Origin of the sequence: Streptomyces venezuelae (assembly GCF_008642355.1) — a bacterium.
Classification (GTDB): Bacteria; Actinomycetota; Actinomycetes; order Streptomycetales; family Streptomycetaceae; genus Streptomyces; species Streptomyces venezuelae_B.
On sequence record NZ_CP029193.1, the window covers coordinates 477,329 to 495,282 of the forward strand.

The 17,954-nt window shown below is 68.9% G+C and carries 19 protein-coding genes and 1 pseudogene; 8 read left to right on the plus strand and 12 right to left on the minus strand.

Annotated features, from left to right (window positions below; genetic code table 11):
• Positions 1-67: 67 nt before the first annotated feature.
• Entirely contained in the window at positions 68-862 is a 795-nt protein-coding gene (locus DEJ47_RS02065; protein ID WP_150164335.1) for a metal-dependent hydrolase, read from the minus strand.
• Here DEJ47_RS02065 and DEJ47_RS02070 point away from each other — a divergent pair.
• From DEJ47_RS02070 to DEJ47_RS02080, 3 genes are all read left to right on the plus strand, one after another.
• Positions 861-3,497, plus strand: coding sequence for a DEAD/DEAH box helicase (locus DEJ47_RS02070; RefSeq protein ID WP_223828193.1), 2,637 nt, complete (start codon positions 861-863; stop codon positions 3,495-3,497). The two genes, DEJ47_RS02065 and DEJ47_RS02070, sit on opposite strands and share 2 nt — an antisense overlap.
• A 46-nt stretch (positions 3,498-3,543) precedes the next feature.
• Positions 3,544-4,446 carry an acyl-CoA thioesterase gene (locus tag DEJ47_RS02075; protein WP_150164337.1) on the plus strand — a complete coding sequence of 301 codons (903 nt, stop codon included), beginning with the start codon at positions 3,544-3,546 and terminating at the stop codon, positions 4,444-4,446.
• Between the two features lie 166 nt (positions 4,447-4,612).
• Positions 4,613-5,092, plus strand: coding sequence for a tetratricopeptide repeat protein (locus DEJ47_RS02080; RefSeq protein WP_411757264.1), 480 nt, complete (start codon positions 4,613-4,615; stop codon positions 5,090-5,092).
• Between the two features lie 43 nt (positions 5,093-5,135).
• On the opposite strand, the gene DEJ47_RS02085 is transcribed toward DEJ47_RS02080, so the two are convergent.
• Together DEJ47_RS02085 and DEJ47_RS02090 are read right to left on the minus strand one after the other, a co-directional pair.
• The gene (locus DEJ47_RS02085; RefSeq protein ID WP_150164341.1) at positions 5,136-6,071 is read right to left on the minus strand and encodes a DUF6397 family protein; all 936 of its coding nucleotides are present in this window, start codon (positions 6,069-6,071) and stop codon (positions 5,136-5,138) included.
• Between the two features lie 110 nt (positions 6,072-6,181).
• On the minus strand, positions 6,182-6,595 hold the full coding sequence (locus tag DEJ47_RS02090; protein ID WP_150164343.1) for a roadblock/LC7 domain-containing protein: 414 nt from the start codon (positions 6,593-6,595) through the stop codon (positions 6,182-6,184).
• Between the two features lie 102 nt (positions 6,596-6,697).
• Here DEJ47_RS02090 and DEJ47_RS02095 point away from each other — a divergent pair, with 102 nt between their 5' ends.
• Positions 6,698-7,126 carry a PPOX class F420-dependent oxidoreductase gene (locus DEJ47_RS02095; RefSeq protein ID WP_150164345.1) on the plus strand — a complete coding sequence of 143 codons (429 nt, stop codon included), beginning with the start codon at positions 6,698-6,700 and terminating at the stop codon, positions 7,124-7,126.
• A gap of 64 nt (positions 7,127-7,190) precedes the next feature.
• On the opposite strand, the gene DEJ47_RS02100 is transcribed toward DEJ47_RS02095, so the two are convergent.
• From DEJ47_RS02100 to DEJ47_RS02120, 5 genes are read right to left on the minus strand one after another with little or no spacing between them, the layout of a single operon-like run.
• Complete coding sequence (locus DEJ47_RS02100) at positions 7,191-7,796, minus strand: GTP-binding protein (protein WP_150164347.1); 606 nt, start codon at positions 7,794-7,796, stop codon at positions 7,191-7,193.
• Entirely contained in the window at positions 7,777-8,190 is a 414-nt protein-coding gene (locus tag DEJ47_RS02105) for a DUF742 domain-containing protein (protein WP_150164349.1), read from the minus strand. The genes DEJ47_RS02100 and DEJ47_RS02105 overlap by 20 nt, the downstream gene beginning before the upstream one ends.
• An 18-nt stretch (positions 8,191-8,208) precedes the next feature.
• Positions 8,209-8,643 (minus strand): roadblock/LC7 domain-containing protein, encoded by a 435-nt coding sequence (locus DEJ47_RS02110; RefSeq protein WP_150164351.1) that lies wholly within the window; start codon positions 8,641-8,643, stop codon positions 8,209-8,211.
• A complete protein-coding gene (locus DEJ47_RS02115) occupies positions 8,640-11,216 on the minus strand; it encodes a nitrate- and nitrite sensing domain-containing protein (RefSeq protein ID WP_150164353.1) in 2,577 nt (858 codons plus the stop codon). The genes DEJ47_RS02110 and DEJ47_RS02115 overlap by 4 nt, the downstream gene beginning before the upstream one ends.
• 55 nt (positions 11,217-11,271) lie before the next feature.
• The gene (locus DEJ47_RS02120; RefSeq protein WP_150164355.1) at positions 11,272-12,045 is read right to left on the minus strand and encodes an MHYT domain-containing protein; all 774 of its coding nucleotides are present in this window, start codon (positions 12,043-12,045) and stop codon (positions 11,272-11,274) included.
• Between the two features lie 152 nt (positions 12,046-12,197).
• On the opposite strand from DEJ47_RS02120, the gene DEJ47_RS02125 reads away from it, so the two are divergent.
• Positions 12,198-12,797: a class I SAM-dependent methyltransferase gene (locus DEJ47_RS02125; RefSeq protein ID WP_150164357.1), complete on the plus strand. Its 600-nt coding sequence runs from the start codon at positions 12,198-12,200 to the stop codon at positions 12,795-12,797.
• 42 nt (positions 12,798-12,839) lie between these two features.
• Here the strand turns inward: DEJ47_RS02125 and DEJ47_RS02130 are convergent.
• Positions 12,840-13,586 (minus strand): annotated as a pseudogene (locus tag DEJ47_RS02130) (alpha/beta fold hydrolase); the annotation flags it as partial.
• A gap of 137 nt (positions 13,587-13,723) precedes the next feature.
• Between DEJ47_RS02130 and DEJ47_RS02135 the strand changes: the two are divergent.
• Positions 13,724-14,257, plus strand: coding sequence for a PadR family transcriptional regulator (locus DEJ47_RS02135; protein ID WP_150164359.1), 534 nt, complete (start codon positions 13,724-13,726; stop codon positions 14,255-14,257).
• On the opposite strand, the gene DEJ47_RS02140 is transcribed toward DEJ47_RS02135, so the two are convergent.
• Positions 14,234-15,139 (minus strand): oxygenase MpaB family protein, encoded by a 906-nt coding sequence (locus DEJ47_RS02140; RefSeq protein ID WP_150164361.1) that lies wholly within the window; start codon positions 15,137-15,139, stop codon positions 14,234-14,236. The genes DEJ47_RS02135 and DEJ47_RS02140 overlap by 24 nt on opposite strands.
• Before the next feature lie 101 nt (positions 15,140-15,240).
• Here DEJ47_RS02140 and DEJ47_RS02145 point away from each other — a divergent pair, with 101 nt between their 5' ends.
• Both DEJ47_RS02145 and DEJ47_RS02150 read left to right on the plus strand, forming a co-directional pair.
• A complete protein-coding gene (locus DEJ47_RS02145) occupies positions 15,241-15,546 on the plus strand; it encodes a hypothetical protein (RefSeq protein WP_150164363.1) in 306 nt (101 codons plus the stop codon).
• 126 nt (positions 15,547-15,672) lie between these two features.
• Positions 15,673-16,494, plus strand: a complete 822-nt coding sequence (locus DEJ47_RS02150) for a hypothetical protein (RefSeq protein WP_150164365.1) — start codon at positions 15,673-15,675, stop codon at positions 16,492-16,494.
• Positions 16,495-16,568: 74 nt separating this feature from the next.
• On the opposite strand, the gene DEJ47_RS02155 is transcribed toward DEJ47_RS02150, so the two are convergent.
• Both DEJ47_RS02155 and DEJ47_RS02160 read right to left on the minus strand, forming a co-directional pair.
• Positions 16,569-16,751 carry a hypothetical protein gene (locus DEJ47_RS02155; protein WP_150164367.1) on the minus strand — a complete coding sequence of 61 codons (183 nt, stop codon included), beginning with the start codon at positions 16,749-16,751 and terminating at the stop codon, positions 16,569-16,571.
• A 128-nt stretch (positions 16,752-16,879) separates the two neighbouring features.
• A complete protein-coding gene (locus tag DEJ47_RS02160; protein WP_150164369.1) occupies positions 16,880-17,932 on the minus strand; it encodes a fatty acid desaturase family protein in 1,053 nt (350 codons plus the stop codon).
• Positions 17,933-17,954 lie beyond the last annotated feature (22 nt).

The following is a 17,954-nucleotide window of genomic DNA, read 5'->3' on the forward strand; positions in this document are numbered from 1 at the left end:
GCACCGCCGACGCGGCCGACCCGACCGTCGTCCGAACCACGGCGTCTCCCACAGCCTCGGGGACGCCTCAGATGAAGTTGAGCGCGGCCGCGCCGCCCACTCCCCCGAGCAGCATGAACACCGGCATCAGCACCTTGAGCTCGACCCAGCTGCCGGCCCGGAACCGCAGGACCTTCGGCGGGCCGACCGGGTACCAGCGCTTGCGGCCGATGGGGATGGGCCACAGGATCGGGCAACCGGAGACAGTCAGCGCGTCCCCCAAGTCGTGCACCAGGGCGCCGAGCACGATCGGCAGTCCCAGCCACAGGTACTCCTGGCCGGGCTCGGTGAACAGCCAGTCCGCACCGTTGCCCGGTTTGTCCAGGATCCCTGCGAGGATCCAGGCGCTCGTCGCCGCGAGCAGCCATACGAGCACATCGCTGCTCGACCCGCGGGCGGCCCGCCACAGCAGGCCCTCGATCGCGAGCACCATGTGGACGAAGAGGATCCCGAGGACCGCCCAGCGCCCTCCGAAGATCGCGAGGGCAGAGGCGCCCGCTCCGATCAGCACCGCCCAGAGCCAGGTGTGCGTGAGTGTGCGGTGCCCGCCCGAGCGACGCGGGTCCCCCTGCTTGCGGGTCGCCTTGTAGACGGCGTACGAGAGCTTGTCGACGATCTCGCACAAGCCCCGGGAGATCGGCCCGAAGGCTCGCGAGATGGTCGCCGACTTGTGGTCCAGATCGGGCGCGAGTGCCGCTCCCGCGCAGATCAGCGCCCCTACGAGGAGGACCGGCCAGGGCATGGTGTGCCCCGCGGCTGCTGCGGCAGCGCCGACCCCGAGCCAGGCCGCCGCTCCCGACAGTGAGTGTGCCGGTCCCATCATGGCTGTTGCCCGCCCCATTTCCCTTGGTCTGACGCCCCGTCGGCGACACAGCGTAGCGTTCGTGATCTTCGTGGGGACCTCCGGTTCCCTGATCGGGTGGGAAGGAAGGCAAGATGGGGGTGTGACCCTTATCGATCAGCTGCCGCCCGACGCCGACCCCGATGCCCTCTTCGAAGCCTTCTCGTCGTGGGCCGAGGACCAGGGCATCACTCTCTATCCGGCCCAGGAGGAGGCGCTGATCGAGGTGGTCTCCGGGGCCAACGTGATCTTGTCCACGCCCACCGGCTCCGGCAAGAGCCTGGTCGCGGCGGGGGCGCACTTCACGGCACTCGCCCAGGACAAGGTCACCTTCTACACGGCGCCCATCAAGGCTCTGGTGTCGGAGAAGTTCTTCGACCTGTGCAAACTCTTCGGCACGGAGAACGTCGGCATGCTGACGGGCGACGCGTCCGTCAACTCCGACGCCCCCGTCATCTGCTGCACGGCCGAGGTCCTCGCCTCCATCGCGCTGCGGGACGGCAAGGACGCCGACATCGGCCAGGTCGTGATGGACGAGTTCCACTTCTACGCCGAGCCGGACCGCGGCTGGGCCTGGCAGATCCCCCTGCTCGAACTGCCGCAGGCGCAGTTCATCCTCATGTCGGCGACGCTCGGCGACGTCTCCATGTTCGAGAAGGACCTGACGCGCCGCACCGGCCGGCCCACCTCGGTCGTGCGGTCGGCAACGCGCCCGGTGCCGCTCTCGTACGAGTACCGGCTGACGCCGATCACCGAGACGATCACCGAACTCCTGGAGACCAGGCAGGCGCCGGTCTACATCGTCCACTTCACCCAGGCCCAGGCGGTCGAGCGCGCACAGTCGCTCATGAGCATCAACATGTGCACGCGCGAGGAGAAGGACAAGATCGCCGATCTGATCGGCAATTTCCGCTTCACCACCAAGTTCGGCCGCAACCTCTCCCGCTACGTGCGCCACGGGATCGGCGTGCACCACGCGGGCATGCTGCCCAAGTACCGCCGTCTGGTGGAGAAGCTCGCGCAGGCGGGTCTCCTCAAGGTCATCTGCGGCACCGATACCCTGGGCGTCGGCGTCAACGTGCCGATCCGCACGGTGCTGTTCACCGCCCTCACCAAGTACGACGGCAACCGTGTCCGCACGCTGCGCGCGCGGGAGTTCCACCAGATCGCCGGGCGTGCCGGGCGTGCGGGCTTCGACACGGCGGGCTTCGTGGTGGCACAGGCGCCCGAACACGTCATCGAGAACGAGAAGGCGCTGGCGAAGGCCGGCGATGATGCGAAGAAGCGCCGCAAGGTGGTCCGCAAGAAGGCGCCTGAGGGCTTCGTCGCCTGGTCCGAGAGCACCTTCGAGAAGCTCATCGCCTCCGAGCCCGAGCCGCTGACGTCCCGCTTCCGGGTCACGCACACCATGCTGCTGTCCGTGATCGCCCGGCCGGGCAACGCCTTCGAAGCGATGCGTCACCTCCTCGAGGACAACCACGAGCCGCGCAAGCAGCAGCTGAGGCACATTCGCCGGGCTATCGCGATCTACCGTTCCCTGCTCGACGGCGGGGTCGTGGAGAAGCTCGACGAGCCGGACTCCACGGGCCGCATCGTGCGCCTGACCGTCGACCTGCAGCAGGACTTCGCGCTCAACCAGCCGCTGTCGACGTTCGCCCTCGCCGCCTTCGAGGTCCTCGACCCCGAGTCCCCGTCGTACGCCCTCGACATGGTGTCCGTCGTCGAGTCCACCCTCGACGACCCGCGTCAGATCCTCGCGGCCCAGCAGAACAAGGCGCGGGGCGAGGCCGTGGCGCTGATGAAGGCGGACGGCGTCGAGTACGAGGACCGCATGGAGCGGCTTCAGGACATCACGTACCCCAAGCCGCTGGAGGAGCTGCTCTTCCACGCGTACAACACGTACCGCACGAGCCATCCGTGGGTCGGCGACCACCCGCTGTCCCCGAAGTCGGTCATCCGCGACATGTACGAACGGGCGCTGTCCTTCACGGAGTTCACGTCCTTCTACGAGCTCGCCCGCACCGAAGGCATCGTGCTGCGTTACCTCGCGAGCGCGTACAAGGCCCTGGAACACACCATCCCGGACGACCTGAAGTCCGAGGACCTGGAGGACCTGATCGCCTGGCTCGGGGAGATGGTCCGGCAGGTCGACTCCAGCCTCCTCGACGAGTGGGAGCAGCTCGCCAACCCCGAGGTCATGACGGCCGAGGAGGCTCAGGAGAAGGCGGACCAGGTCAAGCCGGTCACGGCCAATGCGCGCGCCTTCCGTGTCCTGGTGCGCAACGCGCTGTTCCGCAGGGTCGAGCTTGCCGCTCTCGACCACGTCGAGGAGCTGGGCGAGCTGGACGCCGAGTCCGGGTGGGACGCGGACGCCTGGGGCGAGGCCATGGACAAGTACTGGGACGAGTACGAAGATCTCGGCACCGGTCCCGACGCCCGAGGCCCCAAGCTGCTGCGCATCGAGGAGGATCCCGAGCACGGTCTGTGGCGCGTCCGGCAGACGTTCGCCGACCCGAACGGCGACCATGACTGGGGCATCAGCGCGGAGGTCGATCTCGCCGCTTCGGACGAGGAGGGCCTCGCCGTCGTCCGGGTCACGGACGTCGGTCAGCTCTGAGGGCCCCGAGGACCCGCGTGCCCCGGACAGGAGTCGAGGAACTGCCATGAACAATCCCGCCGACAAGTTGGTCGACCTGCTGGACCTGGAGCAGATCGAGGTCAACATCTTCCGGGGCCGCAGCCCGAACGAGTCCTTGCAGCGCGTGTTCGGTGGGCAGGTCGCCGGCCAGGCGCTGGTGGCCGCGGGCCGCACCACCGAGGGCGACCGGCCGGTGCACTCACTCCACGCGTACTTCCTGCGCCCGGGGCGTCCGGGTGTGCCGATCGTGTACCAGGTCGAGCGGGTCAGGGACGGGCGTTCTTTCACCACGCGCCGCGTCACCGCCGTCCAGCAGGGCCGCACCATCTTCAACCTCACCGCCTCCTTCCATCAGCCCGAACAGGGCGCCTTCGAACACCAGCTGCCGCCGCGTCTGGCGGCTCCCTCCCCGGAGTCGCTGCCGACGGTCGCCGAGGAGATCAAGGAGCACCTCGGCACGCTCCCCGAGCAGCTGGAACGCATGGCGCGACGCCAGCCCTTCGACATCCGGTATGTCGACCGGCTGCGCTGGACAGCAGAGGAGATCAAGGACGCCGAGCCGCGCAGCGCGGTGTGGATGCGTGCCGTCGGGCCGCTCGGTGACGATCCGCTCGTGCACACCTGTGCGCTGACCTACGCGAGCGACATGACGCTCCTCGACGCGGTCCGCATCCCGGTCGAGCCGCTCTGGGGGCCGCGCGGCTTCGACATGGCGTCCCTCGACCACGCCATGTGGTTCCACCGCCCCTTCCGCGCCGACGAGTGGTTCCTCTACGACCAGGAGTCCCCCATCGTCACGGGGGGCCGTGGCCTCGCCCGGGGCCGTATCTACGACACCGAGGGACGCCTTCTGGTGTCGGTGGTGCAGGAGGGCCTGTTCCGCCCCTACGGAGAGCGCCACATGGACAGCCCGACATCCGGCGCCTGACCGGCGAGTGGCCCACGCGGGCTGGGGACGGGGAATATGTGCCGGGCATCGGTGTCTCCGTTCGGGATAGGTTCCGGGCACGATCAAGTGCCCGGGCGTGACGGGGCTGCGGAGTCTGTGGAGGGGACGGGAATTGAGCGGGCATTCGGCTGCGGACAGGAACCAGTTGTTGTCGGAGGCCGTGCGGCTTCGTGAAGCGGGTCGGCGTGAGGAGGCCAGGGAGCGACTCGTCGCTCTCTCCGCCGCGCTGCCCCTGGATGCGGAGGTCGCGTACCAGGCTGCGTGGGTCCACGACACGCTGGGTCTGGAGGCCGAGGCGGTGCCGTACTACGAGCGCGCGCTCAGCGGATCGGCCCTGGCGGGCGACGACCGCCGCGGAGCACTTCTGGGTCTGGGCAGCACCTATCGGATCCTCGGACGTCATGAGGAGGCCGTTGCCACTCTTACCACCGGCGTGGCCGAGTTCCCCGACGACAACGGGCTCAAGGCGTTCCTGGCCATGGCCCTGTACAACACCGGTCGCACGCACGACGCGATGCAGCTGCTTCTGACGCTGCTCGTCACCACGACCGCAGACCCGGAGCTCGCGGCTTACCGCCCGGCGATCGAGGAGTACGCCAAGGACCTGGACGCGACAATGGAATGACATCGTCGCGGACGGAGTGGCACGGGACGGCGGCGAGCGCTGCCTAGGGTTTGCGGCGGCGCAGCCACTTCATGAACCCTCGGGACTCCTCCACCGCTGCGGTATCGCCCGGCGCCGTCCATTCCGTGGCGTGGCTGCTCGACTCGTGGTCAGCACGCGGTGCCGATCGCGACGGCCGCGGCGCCGGACGCTGGGCACGGGCCTGGACGAGGCCGATCAGGAGGCTGGAGCGCAGCCACCGGATCTCGTCGGGATCGTCTGCCGTCGTCAGCCTCTCCACGATGGACGCCCCGGGGGATTCGGGTGTTCCGGGCGCTCCCTGGCCGCTGCGGGGCGTCGGCTTGAGCCGGTTGATGTAGGCGCGTTCATAAGGATCTCTGACGACCTCCGCGATCTGCACGGGGTCGAGCAGCGATGCCATGACCGCGACCCGCTCCCACGGATCCTCCGACTGCCGGAGCAGGAAGCCGGTGTGACGTCCCCGCCAGTTGCGTGCCCGCAGGTCCTGGCCTTCTTCGAGCCGTCCTCGCATCGTTTTGGGCAGGCGGCCTTTGAGGAGCGCGGCGTTGAGTTCGGAAGCGGCGAAGTGCTCGAGCTCTTCGGCGAGGTAGAGCCAGACGACGGTTCGATACCTGTTCAGATAGAACTTCACCGGTGTCAGGAAGCCGGTGCGCGCAAGGCGGGTGAAGCGCGCCGTGGTGATGTGCATGAGCTCGGCGCCCTCCGTCGTGCCCACGACTCTGACGCCCTTGCGCAACGCGTCGAGACAGCTCTTGTCTCCGCGCACGCGGTCGATCTCCTCGCGGGTGATGCGACGCTGCGCACCCGGCGCTTCCCCTACCGTGCGGATGCGCCCGAGCATGACGGCGAGATCGAACTCTCCGCGTTTCAGCCCCAGCTCCTTGGCTGCACAGCTCGGCGTGACGCTCGGCCGAGCGGTCGTTCCCCCGGCCTGTTGCGTGATGGTGCCACCGGTCATCGCGTTCTCCCCCGTGCGTGGTGAATTGCTCTCGGGAAAAACCGTAGACCGATCCCCGCGATTCTCGCTCGGCCTGTGGATAACTCTTGGCGTGGCAGCGTCAGCGCAGGTCAGAGGTCCACGACCGGGGTGCGTTCCGGCTGCCGTGCGTCCACGCTGAGATGTTCGCCGACCCGGTTCACGAGCAACGTCATCTCGTAGGCGACCTGTCCCATGTCCGCCTCTGCCGTGCTCAGGACGCACAGGCAACTGCCGTCGCCGGCAGCGGTGACGAAGAGAACCGCGTCGTCGAACTCGATCATCGTCTGGCGGACGTTCCCGGCGTGGAAGTGGCGGCCCGAACCCTTGGCGAGGCTGTGCAGTCCGGACGAGACCGCCGCCAGGTGTTCCGCGTCCTCCCGCTCCAGTTCCGAGCTCGCGGCGGTCACCAAGCCGTCGTTCGACAGCACCAACGCGTGCCGTACGTGCTCCATCCGCTGGGTGAGATCGTCCAGCAGCCAGCCGAGCCCCATGCTCTGCCCCATGTTCATGTCTCCCCGTGTGCGTTCCGCGTCGAATCCCCCTGGCTGGAGGACTGACCTGCCAGCCTTCCCCACGACCGGCGGCGCGGCAAGCATGATGAGGACATGGCACAGAAGATGACCGATGACCAATGGCGGGCCTTCGTCTCGCGCGGCACGCGCACCGGCAAGCTCTCCACCGTCCGGGCCGACGGCAGCCCGCACGTCGCGCCGATCTGGTTCCTCCTCGACGGTGACGATCTCGTCTTCAACACCGGCAAGGAAACCGTCAAGGGCCGCAACCTCGCGAGGGACGGGCGGATGGCCCTGTGCGTCGACGACGATCAGCCGCCATTCGCCTTCGTCGTCCTGCAAGGGCACGCGGAGCTGAGCGAGGATCTCGACCAGGTTCAACACTGGGCGGGACGGCTCGGCGCCCGCTACATGGGCGAGGACCGCGCCGATGAGTTCGCCAGGCGCAACGGCGTTCCGGGAGAGCTCCTGGTCCGCGTGCGCATCGACAAAGTACTCGCGTACGCAGGCGTCTCCGACTGACGCATCCAGCGCAGCGCACACGCCGCAGCCCGGTCGACGTGCTCACTGCTGGTTCACCGGCGCCTCACCCGACGGAGTCGAGCAGCCGGGCGGTATGGACCCGCCCGGCGTACTCGACGAGACGTATCAGCACTTCCTTCCCGGAGTCGCGGTCCCGGGCGTCGCACAGCACCACCGGTGTTCCGCGGTCGAGGTCCAAGGCCCGTGACACTTCGTGCGCACCGTACGTACGCGTATGCGCGAAGCAGTTGACTGCCACGACGAACGGGATGCGACGGTGCTCGAAATAGTCCACGGCGGGGAAGCAGTCCTCGAGCCGCCGGGTGTCCGCGAGGACCACGGCACCGAGGGCACCCTGTGACAACTCGTCCCACAGGAACCAGAACCGGTCCTGGCCCGGAGTGCCGAACAGGTAGAGCGACAGGCCGGAGTGGATGGTGATGCGGCCGAAGTCCATGGCCACGGTTGTCGTGGTCTTGCGGTCGACGCCTTCGATGTCGTCCACCGACTGGCCGACCTCGCTCAGCAGTTCCTCGGTGCGCAGCGGGCGGATCTCACTGACGGCGCCCACCAAGGTGGTCTTGCCCACCCCGAAACCGCCCGCGACCAGAATCTTCAGCGCCATGGCCGTCGTGTCGGTGCCCATGGCGTCAGAGTGCTCGGAGCCCATCGATCACCTCTCGGAGGATCTTTTCGTCGGGAAGCTGTGCGGGTGGCACAGGTCGGCTGACTCTGACGCAGCCCGTTTCCAGCAGGTCGCCCAAGAGCACCCTGACCACGCCGACGGGCAGATCCGCGCCCGCGGCGAGTTCGGCGACGGACTGTGTCTCCGCACGGCACAGTTCGATGAGGGTCCGGTGTTCCGGGCCGAGTGCCGTGCTGTCGTCGAGCCCGGGCGCGCTGTCGTCCAGCGTCACCAGGGCGATCAGGTCGAACCGGACGCCACGTGGTCCCGGTCTGGTGCGTCCGCCCGTCATCGCGTAGGGCCGGACGAGCGGGCCGGCTTCGTTGTCGTACCACTGGCTTCCCGGCTGCTCAGGGACGCCGCTCGGGTCCTCGACCATGGGTAGCACCGCCCCGGATCATCCGGCGGCCGGTGGCTGCTCTGCGAAGCGCGCCGGTGTGCGGAGATGCTCTCCGACCCGCTTGACCATGCGCGCCATTTCGTACGCCACCAGACCGATGTCCGCCGTCACCGCGGTGAGTACGGCGAGGCAGGAGCCGTCACCCGCGGCTGCCACGAACAGGAATGCGTCGTCCATCTCGACCATGGTCTGGCGCACGCCGCCCGCACCGAAATGTCGGCCCGCCCCCTTGGCGAGGCTGTGGAAGCCCGAGGCGACGGCAGCCAGGTGCTCGGCATCCTCACGGGTGAGGGCGGTCGACGCGCCGACCGGGAGTCCGTCGTTGGACAGGACCACCGCGTGCCGTACGTCGCTGACGCGGAGCACCAGGTCGTCCAGCAGCCAGTCGAGTTCGCCGGTCCGTCCGGTGGGGATGCTCTGGTCCTGGATCATGCGGGATCTCCTTTGAGGCTGTCACTGTCCGGCACGGCCCGGGGAGGCGTGGGAGTCGAGCCGCCGATGCCCGGAGCCCGACCGCCACCGCGCGCCCAGCCGTTGCGGTAGGCGGCCATGCGGTCGCGCACCTCTTCGGGACTGCGCTCGTCCCTCCCGACGTCCTCTGCCCCGCCGCTGCCTTGTGCCGGATGTTCGCGCAATTGCGGGGCGAGGCTCGCCTGGCGTACGCGGCGCGGTAGTTCACTCGATGCGTCCTGTGCGGCTTCCTCCGCGTCGGGTCCTGCGACTTCGAGGGCATCCGCGCGGCTGTGCGGTTCGTCCGGCGTTTCGGGGGTGTCCATGGTGTGGTGCAGCGGCAGCGTGGTGACCGGCGACGGCGCCGAAGCTTCGACCGCGGCGGCCAGAGCAGCGCGGGGGGCGGAGGGCGGGACGGAGTCGGCGTTCATGTCGTGGCCCGTTGGTTCGTGCACGCGTACGTGCTGCTTCGGCGGTGTGTCGCTGTACAGGAGGGCGGTCGGCAGCAGGACGACCGCCGTCGTGCCCCCGTATGGGGAGGTGCGCAGGTGCACTTTGACGTCGTGGTGCGCCGCGAGCCTGCTGACGACGAAGAGGCCGAGTTGGTCGCTGTCGAACAGGTCGAGCGCCTCGGAATGCTGGATGCGACGGTTGGCTTCCCCGAGCGCTTCTTTGCCCATGCCCAGCCCGCGGTCCTCGATCTCCAGGGCGTAGCCGTTGCCCACCGGTTCGCCGCTGACGCGAACCTTGGTGTGCGGGGGCGAGAACTGGGCGGCGTTCTCGATGAGCTCGGCCAGGAGGTGGGTGAGGTCGGCCACCGCTGTGCCCTGGACCGAGGTCGTGGGGAGTTGTCGTACCTCCACGCGCGCGTAGTCCTCGACTTCGGAGACGGCGGCGCGCACGACGTTCGTCAAGGAGACGGGCGTCCGCCAGGCTCGGCCGGGCGCGGCTCCGGAGAGGATGATCAGGCTTTCCGCGTGGCGCCTCATCCTGGTGGTGAGGTGGTCCAGCCTGAAGAGGTCACTGAGCTCGTTGGGGTCGTCGGCTCTGCGCTCCATGGTGTCGAGGAGATTCAGCTGACGGTGGACGAGCACCTGTGTCCTGCGGGCCAGATTGACGAACACTCCGGAGATGCCGCTTGCGAGTTCCGCACGCTCGATGGCAGCGTGCAGGGCCGCTCGGTGCACGGTGCCGAGCGCTTCGGCGACCTGGCCGATCTCGTCCTCCGCTGGTGGCCCCTGGGGGGCTTCCGCGCGGGTGTCGATCTCTTCGCCCGCGCGCAGTCGGCGCATGGCCTGCGGGAGTCTGCTTCGTGCGATCTCCAGGGCTCCGTTGCGGAGGCTCACCAGCTCGACCACGAGTCCTCGACCGATGCGTACGGAGATGACGAGTGAGGCGGCGACGGCGGCCAGTCCGAGCAGGACCGCGGCGCCGGCCGGCGTGAGCACTCCTTGGGCGAAGGGGTCGGAGCGGTCGGCTGCGGCTCGGTCCGCTTGCTGTTCGATCGCGTGGAGCGCGTCCCGCACGGTCGCGTATGCCTCGTTCCACGTCTTCGCCGGGACCGCGGCGAGCGCCTGCCGTCCTGGCTCGGCCACGAGGATCTTGTCCTCGGCTGCCCGAATGTTTCCGTACGCGCTGCCGCTCTCAAGGTCGCGCCACGCCGCCCGCGCAGGACCGCGCAGGTCGACGACCGCTGTTTCGGTCAGGGTCCGGCGGGTGTCGACGGCCCCGGTGAACAGCCGAAGCCGCTCGCCCTGCAAGGCACCGGCCTTTCGAGCTGCGGAAAGCACGGCGTCCTCGCGGGCCAGCATCTCCCCTGCCCTGGAGAATTCGAGCAGCACGCGCGTGTGGGATCCCTCTGTGCTGTCCTGCATGCCGGTGAGAGCTCCGCCCACCGCGAAGGCCTGGGAGATCGCTCTTGTGTACTGGCCGTATGTCGCATCCCACCCCATGCGCCGGCCCAACACGTCGCCACGTAGTGGTCTGAGACCGTCGACAGCAGTCACGAAAGTCTCCAGGCGGTCGACCACCCCCTCCGGGAAGCCCGCTCCGTCAGCGACGGTCCGTTTGTCGCCGAGGCGCAGTGCTGCCACGGCGCGGTCGGTGTCCGCGGCCCGGCGCTCCAGCACGTCCCTGCGGTCGGCCCCTGGATCGACCGCGTACCGTACGGCGGCGACGCGTTCGGTCTGGAGCGCCGTGACGGCCGTCTCGACCGGGCCGCGTACGTCGGTGTCGGCGCGCTGGACCTGCCGCAGTCGGGCTACGTCCTGCGCGGTGGTGACGGTCGCGTACCCCCATAGGGCGAGGAGCGAGACGACGGGCACCATCAGCAGACACACGATCTTGGCCCGGACGGTGCGCGGACGCAGTCGCCACCGCCCCGCGCGCGTGGGCACCCCGTGCGTCACGGCCTGCGCGGGCTGGCCACCCTCATGCGGGTGTTCGTTGGCCGGCGGGCCCGCGTGGGCGCGTCGCCCGCGCGGCGGCTGTCCTGGAGGCCCGGGGCGCGGGGTCGCCCCCGGGGGCGGCTCAGGGGTGCTTCGGGTGGTGTCCATGGCCTCCTCGCTCGGTTGGGTGGGGTGGGGTGCCCGGCCGTCCCCGGATGGCTCTTCAGGAGGCGACACCGTCAACCGGTCGCTGGGCCGACACGGAGGCCTCGCGCTCACCCTTGGTCGGGGACAGCGCGACGAAGGCAGAGGTCAGGAACAGGTAGGACCCGAGGCCGACAGCGACGGGAAAGATGAACTGCATCGTGGTGGCTCCGGGCAGGGCGGCTTCGGAAGGTGTCACCCGCACGCTGACCGCGAGCATCCCGGTGTAGTGCATGCTCGTCACCGCTCCGCCCATGACCAGAGAAGCGGCGGCGACCGCGAGCGGGGACTTGATGTTGAGGCCGGCCCACAGCGCCGCGGTGGCCGCCACGACGGCGATGACCACGGAGAGGCCTACCAGGACCGGGTCGTACCGCACGTCACCGTGCAGCCGCAGGGCCGCCATGCCGAGGTAGTGCATGCTGGCGACGCCGAGCCCTGTGGTGAGTCCGCCCAGCGCGAGGGCGCGCCCTCGGTCGCGGCCGTACCCCACGGCGAAGACGCCGGCGCCCACGACGGCCATCGCGACGAGGAGGCTCACGAACGTCAGGAGCACGTTGTAGTGGATCTCCGTGCCGGTGACGCCGAAGCCCAGCATGGCGACGAAGTGCATGGTCCAGATGCCGGTTCCGAGGGCGGATGCGGCGGTGATGAGCCAGTTCCGTCGCGACGTGCCCGTGGCGTCCAGGGCACGGACGGTGCAGCACAGCCCGAGAGCGGCGCCGATACTGGCCATCGCGTACGACAGCACGGGGGTCAGCCAGCCGAAGGTGGCGTGGTCCAGGTGTCCCATGGCCCCGGGACGGTAGTCCGAGGGAGGGCGCACAGCGGGGGCGCATTTCGAAAGCTGCTGGAATGTGACAGAGAGACGGCTCTGAACGATCGCGTCACGCTCGAACGAGTGCACCCAACGCGCGTGCGGCACTTTGCGGGATCATGGGTCATATGAGCGACGACCACACTCAGGTCCAGGAGTTCTTCACGGCTCGCGCGGCCGACTGGGACACACGCTTCCCCGACGACGGGCCCGCCTACCGAGCCGCTGTCGCCGCACTCGCCCTGCGTCCGGGCTCCGCCGTGCTCGACGCCGGATGCGGTACAGGACGGGCTCTGCCCGCGCTCAGAGACGCCGTAGGGACCTCGGGTGTGGTGCTGGGCGCCGACCTGACGCCGGCCATGCTGGAGGCCGCGACGCGGGCGGGCAGGGACGTACCCGGACAGCTGCTGCTCGCCGACGTGACGCGTCTGCCGGTCCGTACGCAGTCACTCGATGCCGTGTTCGGCGCCGGCCTGATCGCGCATCTCCCTGACCCCGCCGCGAACCTCCGGGAGTTGCGGCGGGTCGTCCGCCCCGGAGGGCTCCTGGCACTCTTCCACCCCATCGGCAGGGCGGCGCTCGCGGCACGTCAGGGGCGGCAGCTCACTCCGGCCGATCTTCGGGCGGAGGCCAACCTGGGACCGTTGCTCGCAGGTTCCGGCTGGCTCATGACCTCGTACGTCGACGAGGATGCCCGTTTCCTCGCTCTGGCCGTACGCCAGGACTGAACCCGTCCCTGAGGGCGAGCCACAGATTCGGTCGGTTCGTCGTCCGGCGATCGCGGCGACGAACGCGTCCGCGTTGTCGAACATGACGTTGTGTCCCGCGCCCGGCACGGTCACCACGCGCACCCCCGCTGCCGTCAGTCCGTCGCGCCCGGCAAGTTCGCCGCTCGCGTCGCCCTGCAAGTAGACACGGTCGACCGGTAGTTCCATGAGCATGTGCCGCAGCGTCGGGCGGGTGCCCGCGACGAGTCCGGTCGCGCTCCGATGGAGTGCCAGGGGGTCCGTGAGACGCATGGTGGCCGCCCAGGTGGGGCCAACCTTCTCCAGCACGCGCGCGTACCCGCCCGCCAGGAAATCCTCCTCCGTGTACGTGGCGATGCCGCTGCTGCCTGCCGTGGCAGGAGGGTGAGGGTCGAGGTTGGCCTCGGTGAGGACAAGCCTGGTCACCAGGTCGGGGCGCCGATCGGCGAGCACGATGGCCACGGAGCCGCCCATGCTGTGCGCGATGATTTCGGCCCCGTCCACTTGCGCCTCGTCGAGGGCGGCGGCCACAGCGTCCGCGTGACCCTCCAGGGAGTAGGAGAAGTCGGCGGGCCGGTCGCTGAGACCGTGCCCGGGAAGGTCCAGGAAGAGCGAACGCCTGCCCGCCAGTTCGGCCCGGGCGGCTATGTGCGCGTGGTAGACCGTGGACGCCGCGCCGAGCCCATGGACGTAGACCCGCGCCGGGCCGCTCCCGTTCACCTCGGTCCACCGCACTCGGCTGCCCCGCGCATCGAACTGGGCCTCCTTCACGACCGCACCCCGTCTCCTCGTCGAGTTCTTCACCCCCGCCCACCGCCGGGACACAACGAAGATCATACCTCGGTGACGATGTATTACGTAATGGAGGTACAACGGTTGTGCAGGCGTGATGAGGCAGAATGCCGCCCATGCTCGAACTGGCCATCCTCGGATTCCTCTACGACGCCGCCTTGCACGGCTACGAACTGCGCAAGCGCATCACCGCGCTGACCGGGCACGTGCGACCTGTGGCGGAGAGCACGCTGTACCCCGCGATCAAGCGGCTGGAGAAGGCCGGACTACTGGTCAGGGAGACTCAGCCCGGCACCGTGGCCGCCCCACGCCACGTCCTGAACCTCACGGCGGCGGGCAGGCAAGAACTGCGCAGGCGGCTCGCCGACCCGGCACGGGGAGACATCACCGACGAGAATCGCTGGTTCACGCTGCTCGCCTTCCTGCGCCACCTCGACGACGCGCAGGCGCAGGCAGGGGTACTGCGGCGGCGACTCGCTTTTCTGGAGGAGCCGGCCAGCTTCTTCTATGACGGCGAACGGCCCCTAAGCGCGGAGGAGCTGGGCGACCCGTTCCGGCGCGGGATCCTCACGATCGCCCGGGCGACGAGCCGGGCCGAACTCGCCTGGCTGCGCGACACCTTGGCGTCACTCGACGGGAGCGTTCGCTGACGTTCCCTTGTGCGGCACCGGGCAGCCGCGAACGCCCGGCACGGGGAACGACCCGAGTTCGGCGACCACGTACCCGTCGGGGTACCCCTTGATCTCCCTGTTCTGACGCGCGTAATGCGGTGCCCTGCGTGGCGGCATGAGGCGCACCGCCCGCCCTCGCAACCTCACCGCGCCCCGGACCAGTGACCGGGTGAGCGCGTCCGGCTCTTCATAGCGGAACGCCCGCAGCAAGGGCTCGTCCAGCAATGCGACAGTCGCCTTCCGCAGAAGGGGCGCGAGAGGACTCGGATACCACGAGGCCATCAGGTCCAGAGTCGCGTCGGAGACACTGCGGGCCCCTTCATCCCAGCCGAAGTTCGCCTCTTCGTACGCATCGAGGACATTCTCGAACTCTTCATAGGAGCCCGGGATCTCCTTGATACCCATGTGCTGCCCGAGGGTGCGGTAGTACATGGCGGCGGCGGCCGTCTCGTGACGCGAGAGCCTGCGCCAGCCATAGGTGTCGATCCACCGCTTCGGCACCACAACGAACGTACACAGCACGTACCGCATGTCGTCGTTGCTGATGTCGTAGCTGCGGTGCATCTGATTGATGCGGCGGATGGCGGTGCGCCCCTCCTCGCCGGCGAACCCATGCTCGACGATGGCGTCGAGCAGGAGGGCCGTGTCGTCGTACCGCTTCTGCGTACGATCCGTCAGCTCTGCCGTCTGCGCGAGCAGCCGACCGATGCTGGGCACCGCATACGTGCGATAGAGGGCGAGTTCGAGTGCGCGCGTGTAGTCCCACGGGAACTCGAATGTCGTGGTGAGACGGTAGATCTCAAGGTAGTCCCGCTCCGGATCGAGGCGCCTGATCTGCTCGAGCCGCTCGAAACGCTTCACCGCGCGGTCCCCCTTCTGTCACCGATGCGCTAACTCTACGTTGGCGTACGACACATGCAGGGAACAACGGTTGTGGCACATTCCGGGGGAAGGTGGACCACATGTTTGACGCACTCCGCAAATTCTGGCGCGCCGACAAACCACCACGGTCCGAGGACGGGACCGCACGCGGCCACGACAAGCACGAGCGCCCGCACAACCTCTTCGAAGCAGCCGCCGCCTACGTCGCGGCATGCGCCGAGGACGATCAGACCACGATGGACGAGGCGACAGGATGGGTCTCTCCGGAGGCACTGTCCTTCGGCGTCAACGAGCTCGCCTGCCGTGCCGTCATAGCCCTGGCACGCGAACGCGACGAGTCACCACGAGACGTGGCCCGATTTCTCCTCGGCCTGCCCGCCGCTTGAGACGGCTCCGTGCCGATCCGGCCCGGAAAGGCGTGGGACGGTGATCTTCCTGGTCGTCCCCCTCTCGACGATCTCCGGGGCCAGTGGTTAGGGTGCGCCGACGGATGAAGCGATGGGGAGGCTGGCATGGCCGGAACGGACGACGCTGTCGCCGCCGATGACGACGCGCTGTACGTACTGACAGCGGTGCTTCTCACGCCTGCGAAGTTCCCCAGTGTGCTGGGCGACGACTATCCGGAGGCCTGCGCTGCCCTGGATCTGCCGCCGCTGGCCGACGGCTACGGCCTGGTGCTGGGTCAGGACGGCGCGGGCGCGCGCTGGACGGTCGTCGTCGACGATGTGTCGCTCGTGGCTGTGGCGATCGCTTCGTGGGACTGCGGCATGGAGTACGACCTCTCCCCCGATCAACGGACCGTGGTCGCCGCTCTCCCCGGATGGCCGCTCGCCGTCGCTGTGGCCGCACCGGGAGTGCCTGCTCCGCACGACCCCGAACCTGATCCCGACGCGGACCGGCCTCCGCTGACGCCACCGGAGGCCGGCGACTGGGGCCCGGCACAGCGGCGACTGGGCGCGGACGAGATAGCGCTGCAGTGGGCGGACTGGCGTGCGCAGATCGACGACAGCGACTTCGAGGCCCCCGGAACCGAGAAGGACCTTCCGGCGGATGCCGACGCGGCACCTTTGACCGGTGTCAGGCGCGTCCTGGCGGAAGCCCGTGCCTACGTGGACACGCCGCCGCCCCTCGGACGGGTGCGGTCGGCCTTCGCCTCGGGTGACGCGCGCACTTTGCGGGCCGACGGTCCCGGCTGGTCACTGGTCGCCAGGACCGACGACATCGCCTTCGTGCTCCTGGACGAAGAGCCCGGAGACGTGCTTCCGGTGGGCCGTGGCCCCGAGCTTCCCGCGCTCCTGGAAGCCCTGGACAAGATGGCGGTCCGTCCGGCCTGAGCGGATTGACGGGTCGCTCGTCGCCCGCACCTGCTCACCCTCTCACCACTGGCCGACCAGGGGCCGACCGGCCCTCAGTGGCCTATCTCCTTGCGGGTGACGCGGCGCAGCCGCCGCCGCTGACCCGAGTCGAGCGTGAGATACGCCGCGGCGGGAACTCCGAGCACGATCAGAAGTGCGGCCCACCACGGCAACCAGATGAGCAGAATGATCCCGGCCGCTACACCACCTGCGGCGATCTTCGCCTTCTTCGACATGTGCGTCGCCTCCTTCGCGGCGTGTGCCGCTCTCTGTCCTGGAAAACGGCAACCGCTCGCCCGCGGTTCCGGACCGGGACCCTGAGAGACCCCTGAGTCGTGCCCTTACTGGTTTCGGCGTTCCCTGCCTACTCGACCCGGAGCGGCTCTCCGACTTCGTACATGTGCCGCAGGACCTGCCGGTACGAGTCGATGAATCCGGCCTCTGTGTAGGACATGCCGACAGCAGCGCAGTGCTCGCGCACGACGGGCTGGGCGAGGCGCAGGTGGGGCCTGGGCATGCTCGGAAACAGGTGGTGCTCGATCTGGTAGTTGAGTCCGCCGAGGAACCAGTCGGTCACCGGGCCGCCACGGATGTTGCGTGAGGTGAGCACCTGGCGGCGCAGGTGTCCCCAGCGCTCTCCGTTCGGGTCCGGCATCTCCATGCCCTTGTGATTGGGGGCGAAGGCCAGACCGAGGTGCAGGCCGAACAGCGCCTGGTGGATCGCGGCGAAGACGATCGCGTGACCGAGGGGCATGGCGGCGAGGAGCAACGTCACGTAGCCGACGAGGTGAGCGACCAGCAGCAGGCCTTCCACGGCCCGTTCACGCGGAGCCTGCCGTCGCAGGTCCTGGAAGCCGTAGATCTCCATGGCGACACCCTGGAGGAGCGTCAGCGGAAAGAAGAGCCAGGACTGGTTGCGGGTCAGCCAACGTCGGAACCCGACGCGTACCTTGGCCTGTCTGCTGGTCCACACGAGGACGTTCGCGGCGACGTCCGGGTCCTTCTCGATGTGGTTCGGGTTGGCGTGGTGTCGGTTGTGCTTGTCGTTCCACCAGGCCGAGCTCATCCCGAGCAGAAGATTGCCGTGCACGAGACCGATGGCACGGCTCACGGAGCGGTCCGTCGTTATCTGCGAATGTCCGGCGTCATGGCCGATGAACGCTGTCCGGGCGCACAGGACGGACAGCACTGGTGCGAGCAGGAGCACCCACCATGAGGTGCCGAGGAGGAACATGCCGACACACACCGCGGCCAGAGCGCCGGCGTTCACCGCGATGGTCCGCGCGTACCAACCGGTACGCCGATGGAGGAGGCCTTGCTCCTTGACCGTGCGCAGGAGCGGGGCGAAATCACTTCCGGCACTCTGCCCGCGGGTGCTGGATGGGGAGCGTTCCGCTACTGCGGCGGCCTGGGACATGGTAGGTCTCCGGTCTTCAAGA